Consider the following 24,471-nt stretch of genomic DNA (forward strand, 5'->3'; position numbering starts at 1 on the left):
TTCGTCTCTCACAATTATAGACATATAGAAGTAACCTTTCATTTTACTGGTACAATAAGCTATCTTGTGCTTACTAATTAAATGAAAGCCAATCACCTGTTATTCCTTTTTTTGTCCATCGTTTCCTGTAAACGAAATATATCATTACCCAAACAAGAGCCCGAACCTAAGTTAAATAGGGATTCGCTTAAAATTTTATGGGATATACAACTTGCCGAAGCAAAAGAAGACCGCACCATATATAGTGCAGTTGAATTATCAAAAGATACGATCATTCTGCTGAGACGTTCAATTGGCTTAGAGTACAGTACCAATGGAGGCAAAACATGGAAATGGATAGCCAAAAATATTTTCAGAATAGATGAGCTAACCATTGACGATAAAGGCATTTGGTGGGCTTTAGAAAGATGGAAAGGTATACATGAAGCAAGTTACTGCCGTATGTATAAATCGGCAAATGAAGGCAAAACCTGGACAGAATACACTTTTAATACATCTGTATTTTTCCCTTATCATTTTTATTCTAAACCTCATCAAACATTAGCAATTTCTACACAATTCGAGAACACGGTTTATCAGTTATCCGGCACTAACCCGAGACGTAATTGGCAATTTATTAAGATACAGCCTAACGATAATCAAACAAATACTGTTTCAGCCGGCAAATATTCCATTCATGATAGTGAATATGATGATGCACTTTGTGTAGATCGCGGTAAGTATTCTATTGACACATTGATTCGTTTTACAAAGGCCTATCGCATTTATTACATCGAACAAAAGAAAGATCACTTATTTGTAGCGGGGCCGGCAAAGGGAGGTATGGATTTGTATTTTGCTGTTATTAGCAATGAAAAGATCAAGAAAGAAATTATACTGCCCGAGGGTGTTGATTTTGAAATGCAAAAATCACAGCTTGGCAACATTATTTTAACAGGCTCATCAGGTGCATATGTTTATAAGAACAACGAATTGAAGCAAATTTATAAATAACATTCCCGCCTATTTCCTATCTTCATACCACTAAACAAAACACAAACATGAAAAAAGTAACAGGCATTGGCGGTATATTTTTTAAAAGTGAAGACCCGAAAGCTATAAATGAGTGGTACGCTCAAAACCTTGGTTTGCCTACCAGCGCTTATGGTACCACATTTGATTGGCTGGAGGTTGATGATGCATCTAAGAAAGGTACTACTGTTTGGAACCCGTTCCCGGCAGATACCAAATACTTCAACCCATCAACCAAGCCTTTCATGATCAATTACCGGGTGGCCGATCTGGTGGCGCTGGTGGAAGAACTAAAAGCCAACAACGTAACCATTGTTGATGAAATTGCTGAATATGATTACGGAAAATTTATTCATATCCTCGATCCTGAAGGCAACATCATAGAGCTTTGGGAACCGAAAGATGAACCGGCAGAAGATGCAACTGCTGAATAAACTGATATATACTTGAAAACAAAACAGGCCGGAGATTTTCATCTGCGGCCTGCTCAATCACTCTAAAACAATCACCTCTACTTTACAAAGAAGTCTCTTTAATTAACACGGCTTGCAGCTATGTTAATATTACAACGCAAAAATATTAATTAATTATCAACTAACCTACACACTCTCTTTGCTTTTACGGTAGTTTGACAAACCTATTGTACTGATTTACTGTGGCTTTAAGTCTGATATTATATAACTTAAATCCACCCGTAAATGTTGTGCAAATCCTGTTAATTGTTACATTCTTTGCATAACCAAAACAATAATGTAATTATGGCATTAAAAAGGTTATGATGTTACTACCGCTGCAAATTGGAAACCATTTACCGCCCGAAGTACTCGAAATATCAAAACAAATGCATCCGCTATTGTGGAACTTTTGCATTTGGGTAACCGCAACTGTTATTGGCCTTGTTATAAAATTTATTACGTCGCGCCTATTGCGTATTTACTCCCAACGAAATAATTACTCTTTTTTCGGGTCGTTTGTAAAACACCTGAGCTGGCCCATAGGCTATTTCATCCCCCTATTTGTATTTAAACTTATGATGCCGCTTATGAGGATGAATAAAATCTACTATAATTTTTTAGACCGGTGTGTAAGTATTCTGCTCGTTATATCATTTGCCGTATTGCTTACTCGAGCCATTAGGGTTTTAGAAGATTACGTTTATCATTTTTACGACCTGAACAAGGCCGATAACCTTAAAGAACGAAAAATACGCACACAGCTCAAGTTTTTACGAAAGTTGGTGGTGGCTATCATTGTATTTGTAACCATTGCATTGGTATTGTTAAGCTTTGAGAGTTTCCGCAAACTGGGTACAGGCTTACTTACAGGTGTGGGTATTGGTGGTATCATTATTGGTTTTGCAGCCCAAAATTCGCTGGGTAACTTACTGGCGGGTATGCAACTGGCTTTTACGCAGCCTATACGCATTGATGATGTACTGGTGGTTGAGGGCGAATGGGGACGAGTTGAAGATATAACCCTCACCTACGTGGTATTACGTATTTGGGACCAGCGCCGGTTAATTTTACCTATTAACTACTTCATTCAAAAGCCTTTTCAAAACTGGACGCGCATATCGGCCGATATTATTGGCACCGTGTTCATCTATATGGATTACTCCATACCTATGCAACCATTGCGTACCGAGTTTGAGCGGTTACTAACACTTACCAAACTGTGGGACGGTAAAGTACAGGTTTTACAACTCACCGATGCCAAAGAGCGCACCATTGAGATACGCATGCTGGTAAGCGCCCGCAACTCGTCGGACGCGTTTGACCTGCGCTGTTTTATTCGCGAAAACATGATCACTTACATACAGGAAAACTATCCCGGCAGCCTGCCCAAAATTCGGACAGACTATGCCGATAAGTTTCCGCAGGCATTGCCCGAAGCCAGTATTTAGGCCGATTTTGCTAACCCCGCACTTGCACCTATTACCAGTGCATCCTCAAGTCCGCCAATGAGTGGGTCTAATATTTTAGTGCTTTTTACAGTTGCTTTACGCAGGTAAAAACAACCAAAGGATGATAGCAGGGCTGCGCTTCCGCCCAATATAGCACCCAGGTAGGCTTTACCCCCACCTGCCTTGTAAACACTGGCACCAGCCAATGCTCCTGTTAAAAACCGACCGGTTAACCCGGGTAAAGCAATGCGGTTGGGTGCGGTGGGCAATTTATCACCTACAAATTCACCAAAAGCCAAGAGTTTGAACGCCGTAGCAGTTTTACCCGATTGCATAAATTTTAAAGGTGAATTTGCTAAATTATCGGTTTGATGATGACTTAAGATATGACTGGTAATAGCAGGTGCCGACATAGCCCTACTACCGGCAATAGCGCCCAGGCTAACGGCTTGCCAAAGTGGTTTTGATATTTTGAATGACATATGGTAGATATCTATTTACCATTACTACATTACAACAGTAATTAGTGTTTTACTGCAACGGCAGTTTGTAACTGTAGCAATAGCTGAATTGTTAAAGAAAACATTTAATGCACAACGTTTAACAGTCAAACGTTATCTTGCATTAATATAATACAATCGAAAAAATCTGCTATGCAACACAGGGCAAAATCAATACGGCCGTTTATAGGCTCAAAAAACTTTGAAATATCACGAAGCTTTTACCGCGATTTAGGTTTCGAAGAAACGGTACTGGAGCCCAAACTTAGTGTTTTTAAAACCGGTACCGAGGCATTTTACCTGCAAAACGCTTATGTTAAAGACTGGATCGATAATACGATGATTTTCCTGGAGGTTGAAGATCTATCGGCCTTTTGGGCAGACTTGCAAAAGCTTAACCTTACCCAAAAGTATGAAGATGTAAAGATCGTACCTATACGTAATCAAGCATGGGGCCGTGAGTGCTTTGTGCATGATCCATCAGGAGTTTTATGGCATTTTGGTGAGTTCGTGTAAATTTTTATATCCAACACATTTCATGAAACAATAAATTGAACAGCACGAAAAAAAGAGGACTTTTAGGGCAATTTTATGATTTTCAGCAGAAAAAAAATAAACAGGACAGTTTAGATGGATAATGCCTAAATCAGGCATTATCCGGTCAAGAATTCAAAACCAACCGATTATTTATTCACAAGTTGCTATTCACTCACTAAATAATGGCAAAAACATGACTTACCCTACTTACTTAGTGTATTATTAAAATAAAAGTTTGTATATCTTTGTATAGTTAATCATCAGGAACATGAATCTTCCCATATATTTAGATAATAACGCAACCACACCTATGGACCCACGGGTGCTGGAAGCTATGATACCTTACTTTACTCAGAAATTTGGTAATGCGGCCAGCCGTAACCACCATTTTGGCTGGGTAGCCGAAGAAGGTGTTGACTATGCTCGCGAGCAGGTAGCCAAGCTGATTGGTGCCAGCGAAAAAGAGATCATTTTTACTTCGGGCGCAACCGAGTCAGATAACCTGGCTATCAAAGGTGTTTTCGAAATGTATAAAGATAAAGGCAACCACATTATTACCGCCGTTACTGAACACAAAGCTGTTTTAGATGCTTGCAAGCACGTTGAAAAACTGGGCGGCAAGGTTACTTATCTTAATGTAAAAGAAGATGGTTTGGTAGACCTGGCTGCGCTTGAAGCAGCCATGACTCCTGAAACCATCCTGGTATCGATCATGTATGGCAACAACGAAATTGGTGTTATACAACCGGTTAAAGAAATTGCCGACATTGCCCACAAACATGGCGCATTATTTATGACCGATGCGACACAGGCCGTTGGTAAAATTTCGGTTGATGTTAACCGCGATGGTATTGACCTGCTGGCCTTATCGGCTCACAAAATGTACGGCCCTAAAGGTGTTGGCGCTTTATACGTTCGCCGTAAAGGACCACGTGTTAAAGTTACTGCCCAAATGGACGGTGGCGGCCATGAGCGTGGTATGCGTTCGGGTACTCTTAACGTACCGGGCATTGTAGGCTTAGGTAAAGCCTGCGAAATTGCTTATAATGAAATGGTAAGTGAAGCAATACGTTTATCAGCCCTGCGCGATAAATTACAGTCGGCTTTAACCGTTTTAGAAGAAAGCTATGTAAACGGTAACCAGGAGCACCGCTTACCGCACGTAGCCAATATTTCTTTTAAATATGTTGAAGGCGAAGGTTTGATGATGGCCATGAAAGATTTGGCAGTATCATCAGGCTCGGCCTGTACTTCTGCATCGTTAGAGCCATCATACGTATTGAAAAGCTTGGGCTTGTCTGACGATTTGGCACATTCTTCTATCCGTTTTGGCTTAGGCCGTTTTACAACCGAAGAAGAGGTTGATTACGCTATAGAGGTAACCAAAAAGGCCGTAACACACCTTCGCGACCTTTCTCCGCTGTGGGAAATGTTTAAAGAAGGCATCGACCTAAACTCAATTGAGTGGGCAGAACATTAATTGTTGATTTCGAATTTCGAATGTTCAATTTCGAATTTGAGGTTGGCATTTGATTTGAGAAGTAGATTATCAGATTATAAATAAATTATAAACAACAATTTCGAAATTGAACATTCGAAATTCGAAATAAAAAACGCTATGGCTTATTCAGATAAAGTAATTGACCATTACACCAACCCACGCAACGTGGGTACTTTAGATAAAAGCAGCCACAAAGTAGGTACCGGCTTAGTTGGTGCCCCTGAGTGTGGCGACGTAATGCGCCTGCAAATTGAGGTTGACGATAACAACGTAATTACCGATGCCAAATTCAAAACCTTTGGTTGCGGTTCGGCTATCGCATCTTCATCGTTAGCTACCGAGTGGTTAAAAGGAAAATCAATAGACGATGCAATGGCTATTGACAATATGGACATTGTTGAAGAGCTTGCCCTTCCACCAGTTAAAATTCACTGCTCGGTTTTAGCAGAGGATGCTATTAAAGCCGCCATTAACGATTACCGCGTTAAAAACGGCCTGGCTCCTATCGAGCTTGAAAAATCGCACCATTAATATTTGAGTTGTGTGTTATCGGTTGTGAGTTGTGGGGAACTGCATCTTACAGACAACACGCAACCCACAACTGACAACAATTATGGTTACCGTAACAGATAAAGCAAAAGATAAGATAGACCACCTGATGCAGGATGCTAACCTCGATTCGTCGTATTTTTTACGCGTATCGGTACAAGGTGGTGGTTGCTCGGGCCTGTCTTACAACATGGACTTTGATAACGAGGAGAAAAAAGGCGACCAGTTTTTTGAAGACAAAGGCTTGCGTATTGCACTGGATATGAAATCATTTTTATACCTGGCCGGTACCGAACTCGACTTTTCGGACGGGTTGAACGGCAAAGGTTTTAATTTTATAAACCCTAACGCCAGTCGCACCTGTGGATGCGGCGAAAGCTTCTCGGTATAATTTCATTTTTATTATTCTTTCAAATGATAGAAGGCGCTGCAAAGCGCCTTTTTTGTTGTTTTAAAACAATTGGGACACATAAAGTATTGTGTCTCTACGAACATTTCGCCATTACTAAATTGCGTATTGTTAATATAAACAACATACCATAAGTTTGTTAAACTAATTATAACCACTTAAACTTAATGAACCCGGTTAAAAAGCCTCAAACTATTCCTCAACTCTTACGCCATATTGTTGCCCATATTCACCCCGATACGCACCCGTTTTTAACCGATAAGGTGAAAGATAAATGGGTTGATATATCGTACCGTGAAGCATTAATTAAAATCGATGCCATATCGGCGTGGTTTCTGCACATGGGTGTGCGCAAAGGCGACCGCTTGGGGCTGGTGATTGAGAACGGGCCAGATTACATTTATTACGACCAGGCGCTTCAACAAATTGGCGCTGTAAATACATCCATCTACCCTACCCTTACCGAAGCTGAGACCGAATACATTATTAATGATTCGGAGATGAAGACTTTGCTGGTGGGTAGCCCGTTCCTCTTACGTAAGGTGGCAAAGGTGGCTAATAACTGTCCGTCGTTAGAGCGCATTATGATGGCGTTTGAAGACTGTGAGAAGTATGCCGACCAGGTTAATCTCAATGCCGGTGTATTAAGCCTCGAAGAAGTGATTACCGAAGGTTTAACTTTAGTAGAGCAATACCGCCACCAGATAAACAGTTGCCGCGAATCTATTTTACCATCTGATCTGTCGTGTTTGATATATACATCGGGCACAACCGGTACACCAAAGGGAGTTATGCTGATGCACAGCAACTTTGTACAAACCGTTTGGGCGGGGTTGGAGCAAATTTCAATTGTTGATAAAGATGATTGCTTTTTGTCGTTCCTACCCCTATCGCACGTATTTGAGCGGGCCGCTACCTATTATATATGTATGGGTGCGGGTGCCCGCATTGCCTTTGCCCAAAGCCTCGATTTGCTGGCTAAAAACATGGTGGAGGTTAAACCTACTATTATGAACTGTGTGCCGCGTCTGTTAGAGCGCATACATGATAAGGCTATGAAAAATGGAGCTGATGCAGGTGGTATGAAAACCAAAATTTTCAATTGGGCCTTTGAAATTGGCACGCAACATCGGGAGGTTAAAGAAAGTGGTAAAAAGCCTGGATTAATCTTGCGCAATCAGCATAAACTGGCCGATAAACTGGTGTTCAGTAAAATAAAAGAAAAAACCGGCGGACGCTTAAAGTTTCTTATTTCGGGTGGTGGTGCGCTGCCTAAAAATGTGGGTGAGTTTTTCGGCAACATAGGCATACCGGTTTTAGAAGGTTATGGATTAACCGAAACCACCGGTCCGGTTTGTGTTACCGAGTTTCAACGCCAGGTTTATGGTACGGCCGGCCGTATTTTACCGGGATCGGAAATTGGCATACAAGATGTAGAAACCCAAAAGATATACACCGTACAAACCCACAACTCCTGCGATCCAAACTTTACATCGCCCGAAGGTGAAATTATTATTAAGGGCGTGGCTGTTATGAAAGGATACTGGAACAAACCCGAAGAGACAGGTATAACTATCGATAAAGATGGCTGGTTCCACAGCGGTGATATTGGTCGTTTTTATAAAGGCTACCTGCAAATTACCGATCGTTTAAAAAACATGCTGATAAATGCCTACGGTAAAAACATATACCCAACCCCGGTAGAGAATGCTTATCTCAAAAGCCCTAAAATTGAGCAGATATTCCTGATTGGCGACCGCCGCGAATATGTGACTGCCATCATTGTTCCACTTAAGGAATTACTGCAGGAAACTTTTGGCTTAACTGAAGACTGGTTTAAAGACGCTGCCGCTTTTGTTGACGATAAACAAATTACCGACTGGCTAAAACAGGACATACGTAAGCTGAGTAACACTCTTGCTAAATTTGAGCGCATTAAGAACTTCAAAGTAAAACGCAATCCCTTTAGCATGGAAGATGGCGAACTTACCGTAACCCTTAAAGCCAAGCGCAAGGTTATTGAGAAAAAGTACGCCGATGTAATTGATGATATGTATACGCAGGAAGTAGATGCGGATTAAATAAATACAAATGGTGCGAATTACATTAATCTTATTCAGATAGCATTCGTCTCATTCGTAGCACGCAACACTACTTTCCTCTTCATTGCTTTAACTTAAACAAAATTTATTAAAAATATTTTAACCCTTAGTAGCGTTTTAAATCAACGTTACGTATGGGTTAGTATAAGTTCATTTTTAATAAATCTAATAAAGCAATGAAAAACATTACACAAATGGTTAGCGGAAAGATGAAGATTGCAGGTGTATTATTATTACTCACCACAGCTCTAACCTCTTGCTTAAAAGACAACAATGATGATTATGTAGCACCACAATCAGCCGTAATTTCGGTTATCAATGCATCACCCGATTCGCAACCGGTTGATTTTTACCTTGACCAAAATAGGGCAAACAATAGTGCTATTAATTACGGAAACGGTTTAGATTATTTGAACGCGTTTGTGGGCAAACGCACCGCAACATTTAACCAGGCGGGAACAACCACCAAAATTAAATCAGATACCATGACACTGGTAAACAATGGTGTATATACCTTGTACCTTACCAATCTGGTAGCTACCCCTGAATTTGTTTTATTAAAAGACAATATTGTTAAACCTGCTGCAGGCCAGGTTTCTGTACGTTTTGTACACGTAAGTGCAGGCACGCCAAATGTCGATTTAGTTACCAGCACCGGTACTGTAATTGCCTCTAATATTGCTTATAAATCGGCATCGGCATTTGCATCTGTGGCGGTTGGCAAATACACTTTGCAGGTTCGCCAGGCCGGCACATCAACTGTATTAGCCACCATTGCTGATAAAGATCTTGCTGCAAACAGCGTTTATACCGTATGGTTACAAGGTATTAATGGCTCTACTGATGAGGTTAAAAAGCTTATGGCTAAAACCCAGTTGAACGCTTATTTCCAATAAGCTACTATTTTCAAACCAATTTATTAGGCCATGAACATTTGTTCATGGCCCTTTTTATTAAAGCTCATCCTATTCCATCACATCTTACGTCTCCTATAAAGGTAAAACCACTCACTATTCAACCACTCAACTACTCAGTAAAAACATTATCTTTGCCCCTCTAAAAAATACCGTTTTTACTATGAGTATTGCAGCTTTATCTGAGCAGGAAGTTTTACGCCGCAAATCGTTACAAAACTTGCGCGCCCTGGGCATCGACCCTTACCCTGCCGAAGCCTACCCGGTGAACGCCTGGGCACAAGACATCAACGAAAATTTTAATACCGATCCCGATAAGTACAAGGAAGTTACCATAGCCGGCCGTATTATGACGCGCCGAATTATGGGTAGTGCCAGTTTTGCCGAATTGCAGGATTCGACCGGCCGTGTACAGATTTACATTAAGCGTGATGATATTTGCCCCGGTGAGGATAAGACCCTGTATAATACGGTATTTAAAAAACTGCTGGATTTAGGTGATTATATTGGTGTTAAAGGCTATGTATTTTTAACCCAAACCGGCGAAATTTCGGTGCACGTACAGGAGTTTACTGTATTGGCCAAATCGCTTAAACCGTTGCCGGTTGTAAAACGCGACGATGAAGGCAACATTTACGACGGCTTTACCGACCCTGAATTACGTTACCGCCAGCGTTATGTTGACTTAACCGTTAACCCCGAATACAAACAAATATTCATCAACCGCTCTAAAGTAATTAGCACCATGCGTAATTACTTTAGCGAGCAAGGCTGGATGGAGGTTGAAACCCCTATTCTGCAAGCTATACATGGTGGTGCGGCGGCGCGGCCGTTTAATACCCACCACAACACGTTGGATATGCCGCTTTACCTGCGCATTGCCAATGAGTTATACCTTAAACGTTTAATAGTAGCCGGTTTTGATGGCGTATTTGAGTTTGGTAAAATGTTTCGTAACGAGGGCATGGACCGCACCCACAACCCCGAGTACACAGCTATGGAGATATATGTAGCCTACAAAGACTATATATGGATGATGGCCATGGTTGAGGAGTGTTTAGAGAAAGTTGCCGTTGCCGTGCATGGTTCACCTGTGGTTCAAGTGGGTGAGCACGATATAAATTTTGCCGGTCCGTACGAGAAACTGTCGATGTATGATTCGATTTTGAAATACACCAACATCGATGTATCACAAATGGACGAGGCTCAGTTACGCCAAACCTGCCGCGATTTAGCCATTGAGGTAGATAGCACCATGGGCAAAGGCAAACTTATCGACGAGATATTCAGCGCGAAGGTAGAAGCCAACCTAATACAACCAACCTACATTACCGACTACCCTATCGAGATGACACCGCTTGCCAAAAAGCACCGCAGCAAAGACGGCTTGGTGGAGCGTTTTGAGCTGTTTGTTTTGGGTAAAGAGATAGGCAACGCATACAGCGAGTTGAACGATCCGCTCGATCAGCGTGAGCGTTTTGAAGAGCAATTGTTACTGGCCGGCAGAGGTGATGAAGAAGCTATGGCTATGGACGAGGATTTCCTGCGTTCGTTAGAGTATGGTATGCCGCCAACCTCGGGTTTGGGTATAGGTATTGATCGATTGGTGATGCTCATGACCAATCAAACCACCATACAGGAAGTACTGTTCTTCCCGCAGATGCGCCCTGAGAAAAAAGCCAAAGTGGTAACCATTGATGATTTTGTAAATATTGGTGTACCAGCCGAGTGGGTTCCGGTAATAAACAAAATGGGCTTTAACACGGTTGAAGACCTGAAAGCCGCCAACCCTAACAAGGTATTTAATGATTTGGGCGGTATGCGCAAAAAGCTAAAACTGGATCTCACTATCCCTGCAAAAGAGAGTGTAATGGCTTGGTTTGCATAACCATTAGGTAATCGATAACATAAACAACAAAACAAATGCCCCTGCACACCGTTTTAATCGGATGGCAAGGGCATTTTTGCATTAAATCTCTTAACCAAAATTTAAAACACACATAATTTCCGGTTAACAAACGAATTTTACTTTTATGAAAATTGATAATATAAATATGAACTCAACGCTCGAAATCACAGATCGCGAATTTTTGATCAAACTTGATCGTACGAAGTTCAATGTATCGTTTGTACGGTCGTTACTTAAAATGGTGGAGTTTTCAAATCCATCCGAAGATGACTTCAGGGTACCCGACCGTCACATACAGCCAAGCCGCAACAGCAGCTCGGAGCCAGGTTACTTTGGAACAATCGACGAGAAATAAAAAAGGGCTTGAATTAAATTCAAGCCCTTTTTTATTTCTTGCATGTTTACATTATTTAAAAATTCCTATAACCGCCGCGCTGAACCTGTTGTTTGTCCATTTGCGCCATTTGCGCTTTCATCATTTTAATCTGGTCGGCCAGTAATTTGTTTTTATCGTCTTTGCTGGCTTCCGAAAGGTATTGCTGAGCTTCGCGCTTGTTACGCTTAGCCATGGCTATACCGGCAAGGCTTAATTTGGCCAAAGCTGTATTGTGCGACATGGTCATGCCTAATTGCAAAGCTTTCTTAAAATATTTCTCTGATTTTAAAGGCGCCTTGCGCGACTCTATTAAACCGATCAGCATATTGTAATAACCATGCTGGGCTTTAAATAACTCTTTTTCGTAATCTTTAATTTTTAAAAGCCATTTTTCAGCTTCTTCCGAGTTTTCTTTACGCAGGTAAAATTGAGCTACCAGCATATTCTCGTTAAAGAAATAAGTAAGCAACACCAGGCCGCCTAAAATAAACACCAATATACCCCATCCCCAAAAACCAAAAGCACACAGGGTAACGCCTGCACCCATAATAACACAGGCTATAATTAACCTAACAATATTCGACATCGTTTGTATTTTGTAATAATGTGCAAATATCCGTTTATTTATACGTTTAAGCAATTAACCGCACAAATATTTATATGGCTATAGATTTGGAGCCTTCGTGGCTTAAAGTACTGCATGAGGAGTTTGAAAAAGACTACATGCACCAACTAAAAGAGTTTTTAATACAAGAGAAAGAAGCAGGCCAAAAAGTATACCCCAAGGGTAGCGACATATTTAACGCCTTTAACCACACTTCTTTTGATAACCTCAAAGTAGTAATATTAGGGCAAGACCCATACCATGGCGCTAACCAGGCCATGGGCTTATCATTTGCCGTACACCGCGGAATACCTGTGCCGCGCTCATTAAACAATATTTATAAGGAATTACAAACCGATATACCCGGCTTTACCATACCCAACCACGGCGACCTTACCCAGTGGGCCGATCAGGGTGTGCTGCTCCTCAACGCCACGCTCACTGTGCAGGCAGGCAATGCTGGTTCTCATCAAAAAAAGGGATGGGAGATTTTCACCGATAACGTGATCCGCAAAATATCTGAAGAAAAAAAGGGCATCGTATTTTTACTGTGGGGCCGCTTTGCCCAGGCAAAAGCCGAACTCATTGACCAAAGTAAACACCATATCCTGAAAGCAGCTCATCCCTCTCCTTTTTCGGCTGATAGCGGTTTCTTTGGATGCAAGCATTTCAGTAAAACAAATGAGATTTTGAAAAGCGAAGGCAAGAAAGAGATTGATTGGCAGGTGTAGTGGATAGAATCAAGAGTACAGAATCAGGAATACAGATGAAACTTCGTCTTGAATCTATACTCCTAACTCTTTTTAGTATTCCATTGTACCAGAATTAGAAATACAGACGAGAATCTGTCTTGATTCTTGACTCTATACTCTTGATTCTCTTCTTAGTATTCCAAAGGAACCGTCGGTTCCTTTTTACTGGTCGACATGATCATCATGGTTTGGAAGGTTTTTACAACCGGGATGCGGCTGATCTTGTCCATGATGAGTTGTTCGTACAGTTTAATGTCGCGCACGTAAACCTTTAGCAAAAAATCGCACTGGCCGGTTACATGGTGGCATTCGGTTATTTCTTTTATCTTTTGAATTTCCTGTAAAAAAACATCAATAGTATTGCTCTTATGAAAATCGAGCGATACCTGTATAAAAGTTTTGATACCTAAGCCTAACTTTTCTTCGTCTACCAGGGCATGGTAACTTTTTATGTATTCGGCATTCTCCAATTTACGAACACGCTCCAAAGTTGGCGCAGGCGACAAGCCTATTTCATTTGATAGCTGCAAGTTGGTTATCCTTCCGTTCTCCTGAAGGATTTTAAGTATTTGAAGGTCAATCTTATCTAATTCGGCAGCCATATCTCACAATTAATTTCACAAAGGCACAAAATAAAATTTTTTATTGACAACTAAAAACAAAAGTTAATTCTTTAAGTTTATTTTTTTAGACTTGTCTAAAATTTTTATTAGGTTTGTAAAAATGCACTCATTTACAGAGGAAAACCATTTAAAGGCAATTTATCATTTATTGCTACGCGCCCAAAGTGCTACAACAAATGATATTGCGGCGGCATTGGGCACCAAAGCAGCTTCGGTGACTGATATGCTTAAAAAACTGGCCGATAAAAAACTGATCAATTATGCTCGCTACCAGGGCGTAACGCTTACACCCGATGGTGAACGCATTGCCGTAAGTATTGTGCGTAAACACCGTTTGTGGGAGCATTTTTTGGTAGACAAGCTCAAATTTAAATGGGACGAAGTGCATGATATGGCCGAAGAGCTGGAACACATTTCTTCTACCGAACTCATAAACCGTTTAGACGAATTTATGGGGTACCCACAATTTGATCCGCACGGCGATCCTATTCCTGATTGTGATGGCCGCATTAACGATCAGCGCTTGCAATCGGCTTTATTACTTGCCCAAAACCACAGCGGCAAAATAGCTGGCGTGGCCGACCACTCCCCTGCTTTTTTACAATACCTGGAAAAAGCACAGCTTACCATAGGGCAAACCATTACAATTACCGGCATAACCGATTACGACCTTTCGGTTAAACTAAACAACAACAATAAAGAATTTAACATAAGCCGCGAAGTGGCTAAAAACCTATTAATACTGGTATGAGTACAAACCGCGAATCATTAAGCAATGTACATGGCTCTGTTGATACCCAAGGCAAAACCGGCTGGCGCAAAATAGCGGCATTTATTGGTCCGGCGTACCTTATTAGCGTGGGTTACATGGACCCGGGCAACTGGGCAACCGATCTGCAGGCGGGCAGCCAGTTTGGCTACAAGCTTATTTGGGTGCTCGTAATGTCGAACTTAATTGCTCTGCTGCTGCAATCATTAAGTGCGCGGCTGGGTATTGTGCGGGGACTGGATATTGCGCAGGCCTCCAAAAACACTTACCCGCCGTTTGTTAACTTTTGCTTGTATATACTGGCGCAAATATCCATCATAGCATGCGATTTGGCCGAAATTATTGGTATGGCCATTGGTTTGCAACTGCTATTTGGCTTGCCGCTCATATGGGGTGTATCTATTACCATGCTCGATACGCTTTTGCTGCTCTTCCTGCTTAATAAAGGCATGCGGCGTTTAGAGGGTTTTATCGTGTCGCTGATATTCATCGTCGGGTTATCGTTCTTCATTGAAATGATCATTGTAGAACCTGATCTGCCCGAACTGGCAAAGGGCTTCATTCCATCTACCCTTAATCATTCGGCACTGTATATTTCTATTGGTATTATAGGTGCTACGGTAATGCCACACAACCTGTACCTGCATTCCTCGTTGGTGCAAACCCGTAAAATCGACCGCAGCGATGCAGGCATCCGGAGTGCTTTGAAGTTTAATTTGTGGGATACCACCATTGCCCTTAATCTCGCTTTTTTTGTAAATGCAGCTATTTTAGTACTTGCAGCCAGCGCCTTTTTCAGGAACGGCTATCACGAAATTGCCGAAATTGAAGATGCGCACAAACTCCTTAATAATATATTTGGCAGCATGGCCCCCAAGCTGTTTGCCATTGCGCTGATAGCCGCCGGGCAAAGCTCAACCATTACAGGCACCCTTGCCGGGCAAATTATCATGGAGGGTCACCTTAACCTGCGTATTGCGCCGTGGCTGCGCCGGTTACTAACGCGAATGCTGGCTATAGTTCCGGCATTTTTAACACTGCTGTACGCGGGCGAAAGCGGCTTAGGCCGGTTGCTGGTATTAAGCCAGGTAGTATTGAGCTTACAATTGGGCTTCGCAGTTATTCCGCTTATACATTTTACATCCGACAAAAAAGCGATGGGCAATTTTGTAATAAAGCCCTATGTAAAAGCTTTGGCCTGGTTAATTGCGGCAGTAATTGTTGGGTTGAACGGCCGTTTGGTGGTTGAAGAAATTAGCAAATGGAGCGCAGAAAACCCGGGATCGGAAGCGTGGATACATTATTTGGTAACGCCAATTGCCTGTGCTGTGGGCTTATTGCTGGTATACGTTTTTGTGAAACCTTTCATCAGCAAATCAACCGGGCTGGATGTGGCTATTCCGCATGGTATTGCATCGGCTATAAAGGATATCGACGGCGTAATTTACTCGCGCATTGGTGTGGCTATCGATTTTTCGTCGAACGATCATGCCTCTATCAAACACGCGCTGATGCAAGGGGGCAAACAGGCTACCTATACGCTTATACACGTGGTTGAAACCGCCGGGGCACGCTATCACGGCACAAACGCTATGGACTATGAAACCCAAAGCGACCATGATAACATGCAGTTGTATGTAGATGAATTGAAAACATTAGGCTATCAATCAACAGCAAGCATAGGCTACGGCAGCCGGGCCAACGCTATAGCCAGCGTTGTAAACAGTGAGAAAATAGATTTTTTAGTAATGGGCTCACACGGGCACAAAGCCATTAAAGATTTAATTTATGGCACCACTGTTGATACAGTAAGGCACCTGGTTAACATACCTGTGCTGATTGTTAAACAGGCCAAGAAATAATTTGCATATTTGCAGGCTACATTGCCATGAGTGAACAACTGTACATCAAGAATAAGAAAGCGTATTTTGAATATCATATACTGGACGAATACACGGCCGGTGTAAAGCTGTTAGGTACCGAAATAAAATCCATACGTGAAGGAAAGGCTAATTTGAACGATGCCTTTTGTACGTTCATTAGCGAGCAATTATACATACGCGCATTGCATATTTCAGAGTACTCGCACGGCTCGTTCTATAACCACGAAGCCAAACGCGACCGCGTGCTGTTGCTCACCAAAAAGGAACTTAAAAAGCTTAAAACCCGGTCAGAAGAAAAGGGCCTTACCATTATCCCACTTGCCATGTTCATTAGCGAGCGTGGTTTTGCCAAAATTAAAATAGCCCTCGCCCAGGGTAAAAAGACTTTCGACAAGCGCGAAACCATGAAAGAGCGCGACAGCAAGATAGAATTGAGCAGGGTATTGAAACGATGAGATAGATTCAAGAATACAGAGTCAGGAACCAAGACAGAAAGTATCAATCTTAAATTAAAAATCTTAGCTTCTGGCTCTTAGCTCTGCTGTATCTTATTGAAAAAAAGTCTTGGCTCTTGATTCTTGGTTCTTGGCTCTATCCTCACCACGCTTTATCTCCTACCAGCGGCACAAACCTAAAGGTGTCTAAAACCACTTTCTCGTAATCGTTTTCGCCTACTTTGAGTATGGTGACCATCTTTTGCTCCTGTTCGTTACCTACCGGGATGACCAGTAGGCCGCCGATGTTGAGCTGGCGTAGCAAAACATCGGGTACGGTGGGCGCGCCGGCGGTTACAATAATTTTATCGTAAGGGGCATGTGCTTCTATTCCTTTTGAGCCATCGCCTAAAAAGAAATGCGGGCGGTAACCCATGTATGGTAAAACCTGTATGGTACGTTCGTAAAGTTTTTCCTGGCGTTCAATGGTGTATACTTCGGCACCAAGCTCCATGAGTATACAGGTTTGATAGCCGCACCCGGTACCTATTTCTAATACTTTTTGTCCTTTATGGATATGGAGCAGTTCAGACTGGTAAGCTACAGTATACGGTTGCGAAATGGTTTGCCCCTCGCCTATTGGGAAGGCAATGTCTTTGTAGGCCTGTACCCAAAAAGTTTCGTCGAAAAAGTAATGACGGGGAACTTTGCCAATGGCCTGTAATACCTGTTCATCTTCAATACCTTTTTTTTTGAGTACTTCAACCAGCCTTTTGCGGGCACCTTTTTCGCGGTAATTGTCAATAAACTTATAAGCCATTTGCACTACAAATTTAAGCTAATCGGGCAGTTTTCTGGTATCGTATTTTTAACTTTTATGCTTGACTTTGATAAACTATTGTAAAATAGCTTCATATTTTACCAAACACGTACTGGTCCGCTGGCATCGTAACGGTTATTGAGTAAAATACCCAAAACAAACTCGTGGGTACCATTGCTTACGGTGCGCAGGTTTGAGCTGGTAAAATCATACGAATAACCGAGGTTTATAACCGAACTGATATTAACTCCCATCATGGCCGATTTTGAATCGTTATGACGATAAGCCGCGCCTACCCAAAATTTGTTACTAAAAGCAATTTTACAGTTTACATCATAGTTCAAGGGCGTAGGTTCAACCAATTTAAACAGCAATGATGGCATCATGGTAACGTCTTCGCCCAAATACAGCTTTACCCCACCTGTTAAAAAGTAATGCGGCACAGTTTTGCCCTGATTATATTTTGACCTGTCGCCAAAAGTTATGGTTTGTTTAATTAATTGCTGCACCGATGCCCCTGCATAAAAGTTGCCGGAGTATGCCCATACCCCTACACCCAAATCGGGCCGCCACTGGCTTGTATTACCGCTATATATGGCAGCATCATTGGGATCTTGCAACCTAACCTGTGACAGATCGAGCGCTATGCGGTTTACACCGGCCGATACTCCTACCGATAGATTCAACTTTCCGCTTATACCCAAATGGTAAGCGTACGTTCCGCTTAGGGTGGTTTGGGTAATAGGCCCCGAGCGGTCGGTTACAACCATTCCCCCTAAGCCATGATGTGGCTCGGCCGATATATAGTCGCGGTTGGCCTGCCTGCTCATAGGGTTTTGTGACGGGCCCGCCATGCTGGTGGCATCACCATATATAAAATTTTGACCTATAGGTGCGTTAACCGATAAATAGCTGGTAACCGGCGCACCTTCTAAACCTGTCCATTGGCTGCGGTAACCTGCTTTAAAATCAGTATAATTTTCAATGCCTGTTACAGCAGGATTAAGCAAGTACTGGTTAAAAATATATTGCGTGTATTGCGGCTTTTGTTGAGCCATTAATACCATATTAAACATTACAGCTATCAGGCTTAAAAGTATTTTTTTGTTCATGTAATTACCTGATAATAGTTAATGGCCCCGACTGTACAGGTTTGCCGTTCTTGGTATCAATAATAAAGAAATATGTGCCCGCAGGCAAATCAACACCACGGTAGCGGCCATCCCACGCCATAGGATACCCTACCGATTGGAAAACCTTCTCGCCATCGCGCTTAAATACCTCAACCGTTGCTTTTGGAAAGTTTAATATATTGGGAATTACCCAGGTATCATTCACACCATCGCCATTGGGCGTAAAAGTATTGTAAGCAATAGGCTGTTGTACCACTTTAACAGTGAATTTTGCCTGGGTTACGCAATCGTTAATTGATTTTGCTGTTAATGTGTATTCGGTTGTAACATTTGGGCTTGCCACCGGGCTGCTTCCTGCCGGGTTATTTAGTCCCAATTTAGGTGTCCATGTGTAGGTAATTTGCGTTCCGTTTAATGATAATACCTGCGGTTCAATAGTTACACTTTCGCCGGCCTGTATAGTATATTCTTTCTTACCGTTAATTATGGGGGTTGGATTTACCAGCACCATAATATCGGTTTCGTAAGGGCATGAGGTACCCGCCAAGGTAAATGTGTAATGAATAATATGCGTACCCGGCCCCGCCTTGCGTGTATCAAATATACCTTTTACCGCATCAATGATACCTGCACCGCTAAAATTGGGGGTGCCTTTTCCAATGAAAGCTCCTTCGTCGGTAGCCAATGTTTGCTCTCCCTCTTCCTGGCAAAAAATATAGCTGGGAGTTACTGTAATTTCGGGATTAGGGTAAACGGTTATTTCCTGCACAGGGTACTCGGCCATACATGTTGCCGATGCCCCCGAATAGATAAATATTTTAACCTTAAAAGTACGCTGCTGAGTTGAAAGACCGTAGTTATGTGCAAAAATATTATTAGTTGGAATAGGATTATGTGTAGCATCGTAAATGGTGGCATCATTAGGGTGCCCCTCGTAATCATAATAAATTTGGTAGCGGGTAATGCTACCTGTTCCAACGCTCGAACTGTTTTTTATCTCCAGGTTTTCGCTACTGCAAAATTTATCTTTGACTATGTCAAATACAGCAGTTGGATTAGCGCCGTTAAGCATAAAATCTTGCTCTTTTATATCTGATACACATCCGTCTTTCGATATTACCTTCAGCGTAACTTTGTACACACCGGGTACCGAATATTTGTGCACACCATCTTTAGTAAATGTTTTTGCCACACTCAATGGATCATTAAAATCCCACTCATAAGTAAACTGGCTTTCACTGCCATCGGCAATAGTACTTGTATTGGTAAACTTAGCCACATCATCAACACAGGCATCGGGCACGGTAAAATTGGCCTTAGGTAAAGGATTAACTATAATATCACGTGTTAAAACATGGGTACATCCTGTGCTGGTAGTTACCTGTAAAGTTACCGTATAGGTGCCCGGTACCGAGTAAATATGTGAAGGGTTTTGTACGGTTAAAGTATTCGGATTGGCCGTGGTACTATTGGCGTCGCCAAAATTCCAGGACCAGGTGTTCACTATACCATCAACAGTTGTCGATTCATCGGTAAAACTAATGACTTGCGTTTCGCAATTAGGGGTAGATGCTTTAAATTTAACAACAGGAATAGAATTAATGTGTACGTTAATTTCTTTCCAGACCGACTCGCACCCATTTTCATTAACCACCTTAAATCTTACTAAATAATTGCCGGCAACGGTAAATGTGTGCGTGGGGTTTTGTACTGTTGAAGTGTTGGGGTTTGATGCGGTAGCATATGGGTCATTAAAAACCCACGACCAATTAACAATTGTACTTCCTTTTGTATCAGAGGCATCGGTGAACTGTACGTTAGCGCCCGAACATTTATCAGTTGATGTGGTGAAGTTAGCTTCGGGATAATCAGTTATGCTAAAATAAAACTCTATATCACGCGTGGGGCCGCAACCACTGGTTGAACCCTGGTTGGGAATACTGGCAATAACACCATAATACCCGGCGGGCCTGTTAATTATACCGTTGTACCTGTAAATATATAAGGTTGTACCATCGGCGGTTTGGCGGGTACTTGAATACTGTGGCGCATTATCGGTTTGCGGTAGTGTACCATCAGTAAAATTCCATTTAATAGATGACAGGTTATTATAAGGTACTGCCAATTGAACGCTATAATTATTATTAGCACACCCGCTTGTTAAAGAGGCTGTAGTATTCCCCGGAACTCCCAGATCAATAAACTCATTAAGGTTTTGCAAATTGGTACCCGCTGCATAGCCATATGATTCATTTTGACCAAAACCATAGGCAACAGCATTAAATGGGCCAGATGCCGACAGGTTATGCTTACCAACCCCTACATATATTTGTGCATACATATATGAAGCATCGCCGGGCATAATAGCAAAACCCGAATATGCTTGCCCGTCAACACGGAATGAAGAAGCTGCGCTTGCGGGTATAATTACGTTTATAAAAATCTTTTCGGGAGAAATATTCTGAACATTGGGAGAATATAGCGTTACCTGTTTCAACCCCTGCTCAATTGGCGGCAAAAAAATCATTTCGGGGTCGCCCACATCATTAAGGCTGGATGTGCAAGACAATGTTGCATTTTGCGAACTGGTGTACTGCACCAATTGTATAGGCTTATCAGATTTTACAACTACGGGTGTTTGCGTGGTAAACTCATAATAACCGTTAGTTGGTGCCGATAGTACAGTTCCATCAATAGTAACCTGTGCCGTTACATCGCTGTAAATAATCCTGAAAATATCATAATTACGACCTTTCAATGGTACTGCATAATAATTTTTGCCCCAGGTTTCGGTTGGATAAACCTGTTGAAAAAGATTATCAGATGTGGCGTTAATATCTCCTGTGCTAAGATTGCCGTTACAACCAATACCTATTTTACTACTGCCCGAAAACACTACTATTTTTTTACATAATGAGGCACCTGATGATATGGAACGAATGGTGGTTCCAGTTAAATCGCGACTTGAAAGCCCCTGGTAAACTTCACCTTTATTAAGCACAATTTGATACGGAGCACCTGCCGCTTGTCCGCTAATAAGTGCTGCCTTAGGGGTAATTTCCACTGTCGTGGCATCTTCGGTAGCTATTACGTTAAATACAGAATAAGATGGTTTAGGATTTGGATTTCCCGGGCTCTGTATATTTGAATTAGAAAGCTGGGTATAGTTAATAGAATAATACTCTTTACCCATGGTGTTGACCGGCAACAACAATGTAGCCCCCGAAACGCTACCCCTGTAAATATGCGCATAGGCCGCTATGGGTTGATTAGATACAATATGAATACCTTTTTTTATAGCTGCATCATTGGTGCTTTCACCGAGGTAGGCCTCAGCAGGTATGGCTATGGTTTGAGGTTCGTTGGCTATAAGGGTAAAGGGTATTGCTGCAAATGAACCATCGGTAATGCTCACCGTACCAGATGTATTTACAGTAGACACCAGGTACAAATTCATTCGGCTGGGCGAATTACCCGTGGCTCCGTCAACGTGATCCATCCAGGCCGTCCAAAATTCTACGCCTTTGTTGCTTTGTGCATTAACACACAAACAGCTGCAAAATAAAGCAGCCATGAAAAACCATGAACAAATAAGCCTCTTCACGCCATCAATAGTATTAATTGGAATAACTTTACCATGGATAATAGCATGCTAAAATCAAGTTTAAAAATACATAAATTATTAACTCGCAAAAATTTATGTTAGGATCAATAACCTTAATGTGTAGATAAACTGTGTTTATGGCTACGATTTTCCAACTTATAAAAAGTAACCGAAATGTAAAACAGAGACATTTCAATTAATAAAATTTAAATGTTGCACCAAATAATAGTTGACACATCAACTATTAAATCTACATTTGCCTTGTGAAAAAGTGCGACATCAATACTGATCTTCTTTTATTCAGAATTTTTCATATTCATAAAATAATATGTAACAAAGCCAACAAACTGTTCTCTAAAGACGGGGTACATATACAGGTTGAACAAATACCGGTTTTAATGGTAGTGCATCACCTTGGGCCACAATCACAACAGGATATTGCCCATGAGCTTTTAAGAGATAAGTCATCGGTTTTACGGACGGTAGGCTCTTTACAAACAGCCGGTTACTTAAAGGTTGAGCACGATACCATTGATAAACGTAAGAAACTGGTTAAACTGGCTCCTCAAGGTGCATGGCTGGCCGAAAAAATAGCTTCAGAGGTTGGTGATATGGATTCCAAAATGTTCTCCAACTTATCAGTAGCCGAAAAATTAATATTAACTGAACTATTAGAGAAATGTGCAGAACATATTAATACCATGGAGTAAATAAAAAGTTGACATATCAACATAACAAAAATCATCAACCAACACACATATATATGAACATACGAATACTAACAGCTCTCCTACTCTTAAGCGGGCTACCCTCCCTGCTGATGGCACAGGGGCAAACAACAGCTCCGCCTGCCGGTCAAACTTACAGCTTCAGTTTGCAAGAGGCTGTTAACTATGCTTATGAGCACCAAGCCTCGGTTACAAATGCCGGACTGGACGTTAAAAGCGCCGAATACCGCATAAAAGAAGTTATTGCATCGGGCTTGCCACAATTAAATGGCAGCGCTAATTTTCAGGACTATTTAAAAATTCCTACAACGCTAATTCCTGGTGAATTTATTAATCAACCGGGCTCGTTTATTCCGGTTAAGTTTGGTGTAAAATATCAATCAAACTTAGCATTAGATGCCACGCAGCTATTATTCAACGGCACCTTCTTTGTTGGTGTTAAAGCCTCTAAAACTTACAAAGAGCTATCGCAACGCAGCTTTACCCGTGCCCGCATTGATGTTAATGTAAATGTAACCAAGGCTTATTACCAGGTACTGGTGAGCGATGAGCAGATTAAATTATTAGATGCCAACCTTGCACAGCTTAAACAACAGCTTGACCAAACCACAGCGCTAAATAAGCAAGGATTTGCAGAAAAGATTGATGTAGACCGCCTCAATTACCAGTATAATGCCCTGCAAACCAACCGCGAAAATGTGTTAAGGTTACTGGCTTTAAACTATCAATTACTTAAATTCCAGATGGGAATGCCGATTGATGAAAACCTTACTTTAAAAGACAAGATTATTGATGTTAAGCTTGACGAAAGTTCGGTTGCCGAAAATACGGATACCACATTTTATAAAAGACGCGTTGAGTACGGCCTTTCTGAAACACAGAAAAAGCTTTATGAATACGATGTAAAACGTGTAAAATCATTGTTTATGCCATCGTTAAGCGCATTTGGAAACTATACATCCTCCTATCAAAATAACAGTTTTGGTAATTTGTACAGCAGCCAGTTTCCGGCAAGTTATGTTGGCTTGCGTTTAAATGTGCCCATTTATAGTGGGGGCCAACGTACTAACCAATTACGCCAGGCCGAAATTACTGTACAAAAATCGCAAAACGATATTTATCGTTTAAAGGATGCTTTAAGCCTTGAGGCAAATCAAGCCCGGGTATTTTACTTCAATGGCCTGCAAACCCTTAGCAGCCAGCGCAAAAATCAGGAGTTAGCCCGCGAAGTACTACGTGTAACCAAGATCAAATACCAGCAGGGCGTTGGTTCGAGCATTGAGGTAACACAGGCTCAAACAGCTTTGGAAGATGCCGATAACAAATACATACAAGGCCTTTATGATGCCCTGGTAAGTAAAGTTGATTTAGACAAAGCATACGGACGTATACAATAACAAAACTAAACCC

The 24,471-nt window shown here is 41.7% G+C and carries 23 protein-coding genes; 17 read left to right on the forward strand and 6 right to left on the reverse strand.

What is annotated here, in order from left to right; genetic code table 11:
• Positions 1 to 81: 81 nt before the first annotated feature.
• From QE417_RS04715 to QE417_RS04725, 3 genes are all read left to right on the forward strand, one after another.
• Positions 82 to 993, forward strand: coding sequence for a hypothetical protein (locus QE417_RS04715; protein ID WP_311947840.1), 912 nt, complete (start codon positions 82 to 84; stop codon positions 991 to 993).
• A gap of 47 nt (positions 994 to 1,040) precedes the next feature.
• The gene (locus tag QE417_RS04720) at positions 1,041 to 1,445 is read left to right on the forward strand and encodes a VOC family protein (protein ID WP_311947841.1); all 405 of its coding nucleotides are present in this window, start codon (positions 1,041 to 1,043) and stop codon (positions 1,443 to 1,445) included.
• A 341-nt stretch (positions 1,446 to 1,786) separates the two neighbouring features.
• A complete protein-coding gene (locus QE417_RS04725) occupies positions 1,787 to 2,914 on the forward strand; it encodes a mechanosensitive ion channel family protein (RefSeq protein WP_311947843.1) in 1,128 nt (375 codons plus the stop codon).
• Here the strand turns inward: QE417_RS04725 and QE417_RS04730 are convergent.
• Positions 2,911 to 3,396, reverse strand: coding sequence for a DUF4126 family protein (locus tag QE417_RS04730; protein ID WP_311947844.1), 486 nt, complete (start codon positions 3,394 to 3,396; stop codon positions 2,911 to 2,913). The two genes, QE417_RS04725 and QE417_RS04730, sit on opposite strands and share 4 nt — an antisense overlap.
• A 171-nt stretch (positions 3,397 to 3,567) precedes the next feature.
• Here QE417_RS04730 and QE417_RS04735 point away from each other — a divergent pair, with 171 nt between their 5' ends.
• The 8 genes from QE417_RS04735 (at position 3,568) to QE417_RS04770 (ending at position 11,690) form a co-directional block, all read left to right on the forward strand.
• Positions 3,568 to 3,930 carry a glyoxalase gene (locus tag QE417_RS04735; RefSeq protein ID WP_311947845.1) on the forward strand — a complete coding sequence of 121 codons (363 nt, stop codon included), beginning with the start codon at positions 3,568 to 3,570 and terminating at the stop codon, positions 3,928 to 3,930.
• Positions 3,931 to 4,219: 289 nt separating this feature from the next.
• Positions 4,220 to 5,431, forward strand: a complete 1,212-nt coding sequence (locus QE417_RS04740) for an IscS subfamily cysteine desulfurase (protein WP_311947846.1) — start codon at positions 4,220 to 4,222, stop codon at positions 5,429 to 5,431.
• Positions 5,432 to 5,569: 138 nt separating this feature from the next.
• Positions 5,570 to 5,983, forward strand: coding sequence for a Fe-S cluster assembly scaffold IscU (iscU, locus tag QE417_RS04745; RefSeq protein ID WP_157539333.1), 414 nt, complete (start codon positions 5,570 to 5,572; stop codon positions 5,981 to 5,983).
• 82 nt (positions 5,984 to 6,065) lie between these two features.
• Positions 6,066 to 6,392: a HesB/IscA family protein gene (locus tag QE417_RS04750; protein ID WP_157539334.1), complete on the forward strand. Its 327-nt coding sequence runs from the start codon at positions 6,066 to 6,068 to the stop codon at positions 6,390 to 6,392.
• Positions 6,393 to 6,577: 185 nt separating this feature from the next.
• On the forward strand, positions 6,578 to 8,491 hold the full coding sequence (locus QE417_RS04755) for an AMP-dependent synthetase/ligase (RefSeq protein ID WP_311947847.1): 1,914 nt from the start codon (positions 6,578 to 6,580) through the stop codon (positions 8,489 to 8,491).
• A 197-nt stretch (positions 8,492 to 8,688) separates the two neighbouring features.
• Entirely contained in the window at positions 8,689 to 9,408 is a 720-nt protein-coding gene (locus QE417_RS04760) for a DUF4397 domain-containing protein (protein ID WP_311947848.1), read from the forward strand.
• 181 nt (positions 9,409 to 9,589) lie between these two features.
• Positions 9,590 to 11,314 (forward strand): lysine--tRNA ligase, encoded by a 1,725-nt coding sequence (lysS, locus tag QE417_RS04765; protein ID WP_311947849.1) that lies wholly within the window; start codon positions 9,590 to 9,592, stop codon positions 11,312 to 11,314.
• Positions 11,315 to 11,459: 145 nt separating this feature from the next.
• Positions 11,460 to 11,690 carry a hypothetical protein gene (locus QE417_RS04770; RefSeq protein WP_311947851.1) on the forward strand — a complete coding sequence of 77 codons (231 nt, stop codon included), beginning with the start codon at positions 11,460 to 11,462 and terminating at the stop codon, positions 11,688 to 11,690.
• A gap of 55 nt (positions 11,691 to 11,745) precedes the next feature.
• Here the strand turns inward: QE417_RS04770 and QE417_RS04775 are convergent, their stop codons facing one another.
• Positions 11,746 to 12,297 (reverse strand): DUF2892 domain-containing protein, encoded by a 552-nt coding sequence (locus tag QE417_RS04775; protein WP_311947853.1) that lies wholly within the window; start codon positions 12,295 to 12,297, stop codon positions 11,746 to 11,748.
• Between the two features lie 74 nt (positions 12,298 to 12,371).
• On the opposite strand from QE417_RS04775, the gene ung reads away from it, so the two are divergent.
• Positions 12,372 to 13,046, forward strand: coding sequence for a uracil-DNA glycosylase (gene ung / locus QE417_RS04780; protein ID WP_311947855.1), 675 nt, complete (start codon positions 12,372 to 12,374; stop codon positions 13,044 to 13,046).
• A gap of 152 nt (positions 13,047 to 13,198) precedes the next feature.
• On the opposite strand, the gene QE417_RS04785 is transcribed toward ung, so the two are convergent.
• The gene (locus QE417_RS04785) at positions 13,199 to 13,669 is read right to left on the reverse strand and encodes an Lrp/AsnC family transcriptional regulator (RefSeq protein ID WP_311947856.1); all 471 of its coding nucleotides are present in this window, start codon (positions 13,667 to 13,669) and stop codon (positions 13,199 to 13,201) included.
• Between the two features lie 121 nt (positions 13,670 to 13,790).
• Between QE417_RS04785 and QE417_RS04790 the strand changes: the two genes are divergently transcribed.
• Genes QE417_RS04790 through smpB form a run of 3 tightly spaced genes read left to right on the forward strand, consistent with a single transcriptional unit; the run spans position 13,791 to position 16,797 of the window.
• Complete coding sequence (locus QE417_RS04790) at positions 13,791 to 14,441, forward strand: metal-dependent transcriptional regulator (protein WP_311947857.1); 651 nt, start codon at positions 13,791 to 13,793, stop codon at positions 14,439 to 14,441.
• Positions 14,438 to 16,321: an Nramp family divalent metal transporter gene (locus tag QE417_RS04795; protein ID WP_311947861.1), complete on the forward strand. Its 1,884-nt coding sequence runs from the start codon at positions 14,438 to 14,440 to the stop codon at positions 16,319 to 16,321. The genes QE417_RS04790 and QE417_RS04795 overlap by 4 nt, the downstream gene beginning before the upstream one ends.
• Before the next feature lie 26 nt (positions 16,322 to 16,347).
• A complete protein-coding gene (gene smpB, locus QE417_RS04800) occupies positions 16,348 to 16,797 on the forward strand; it encodes an SsrA-binding protein SmpB (RefSeq protein ID WP_311947863.1) in 450 nt (149 codons plus the stop codon).
• Between the two features lie 142 nt (positions 16,798 to 16,939).
• Here the strand turns inward: smpB and QE417_RS04805 are convergent, their stop codons facing one another.
• From QE417_RS04805 to QE417_RS04815, 3 genes are all read right to left on the reverse strand, one after another.
• Positions 16,940 to 17,596: a protein-L-isoaspartate(D-aspartate) O-methyltransferase gene (locus QE417_RS04805; RefSeq protein WP_311947865.1), complete on the reverse strand. Its 657-nt coding sequence runs from the start codon at positions 17,594 to 17,596 to the stop codon at positions 16,940 to 16,942.
• Between the two features lie 98 nt (positions 17,597 to 17,694).
• A complete protein-coding gene (locus tag QE417_RS04810) occupies positions 17,695 to 18,708 on the reverse strand; it encodes a PorP/SprF family type IX secretion system membrane protein (protein ID WP_311947867.1) in 1,014 nt (337 codons plus the stop codon).
• A 4-nt stretch (positions 18,709 to 18,712) separates the two neighbouring features.
• Positions 18,713 to 22,303 (reverse strand): PKD domain-containing protein, encoded by a 3,591-nt coding sequence (locus tag QE417_RS04815; protein WP_311947869.1) that lies wholly within the window; start codon positions 22,301 to 22,303, stop codon positions 18,713 to 18,715.
• A 293-nt stretch (positions 22,304 to 22,596) separates the two neighbouring features.
• Here QE417_RS04815 and QE417_RS04820 point away from each other — a divergent pair, with 293 nt between their 5' ends.
• Together QE417_RS04820 and QE417_RS04825 are read left to right on the forward strand one after the other, a co-directional pair.
• Positions 22,597 to 23,043 carry a MarR family winged helix-turn-helix transcriptional regulator gene (locus QE417_RS04820; RefSeq protein WP_311947871.1) on the forward strand — a complete coding sequence of 149 codons (447 nt, stop codon included), beginning with the start codon at positions 22,597 to 22,599 and terminating at the stop codon, positions 23,041 to 23,043.
• A gap of 53 nt (positions 23,044 to 23,096) precedes the next feature.
• Positions 23,097 to 24,458 (forward strand): TolC family protein, encoded by a 1,362-nt coding sequence (locus tag QE417_RS04825; protein ID WP_311947873.1) that lies wholly within the window; start codon positions 23,097 to 23,099, stop codon positions 24,456 to 24,458.
• Positions 24,459 to 24,471: the final 13 nt, after the last annotated feature.

This window comes from Mucilaginibacter terrae, assembly GCF_031951985.1.
GTDB classification, from domain to species: domain Bacteria; phylum Bacteroidota; class Bacteroidia; order Sphingobacteriales; family Sphingobacteriaceae; genus Mucilaginibacter; species Mucilaginibacter terrae_A.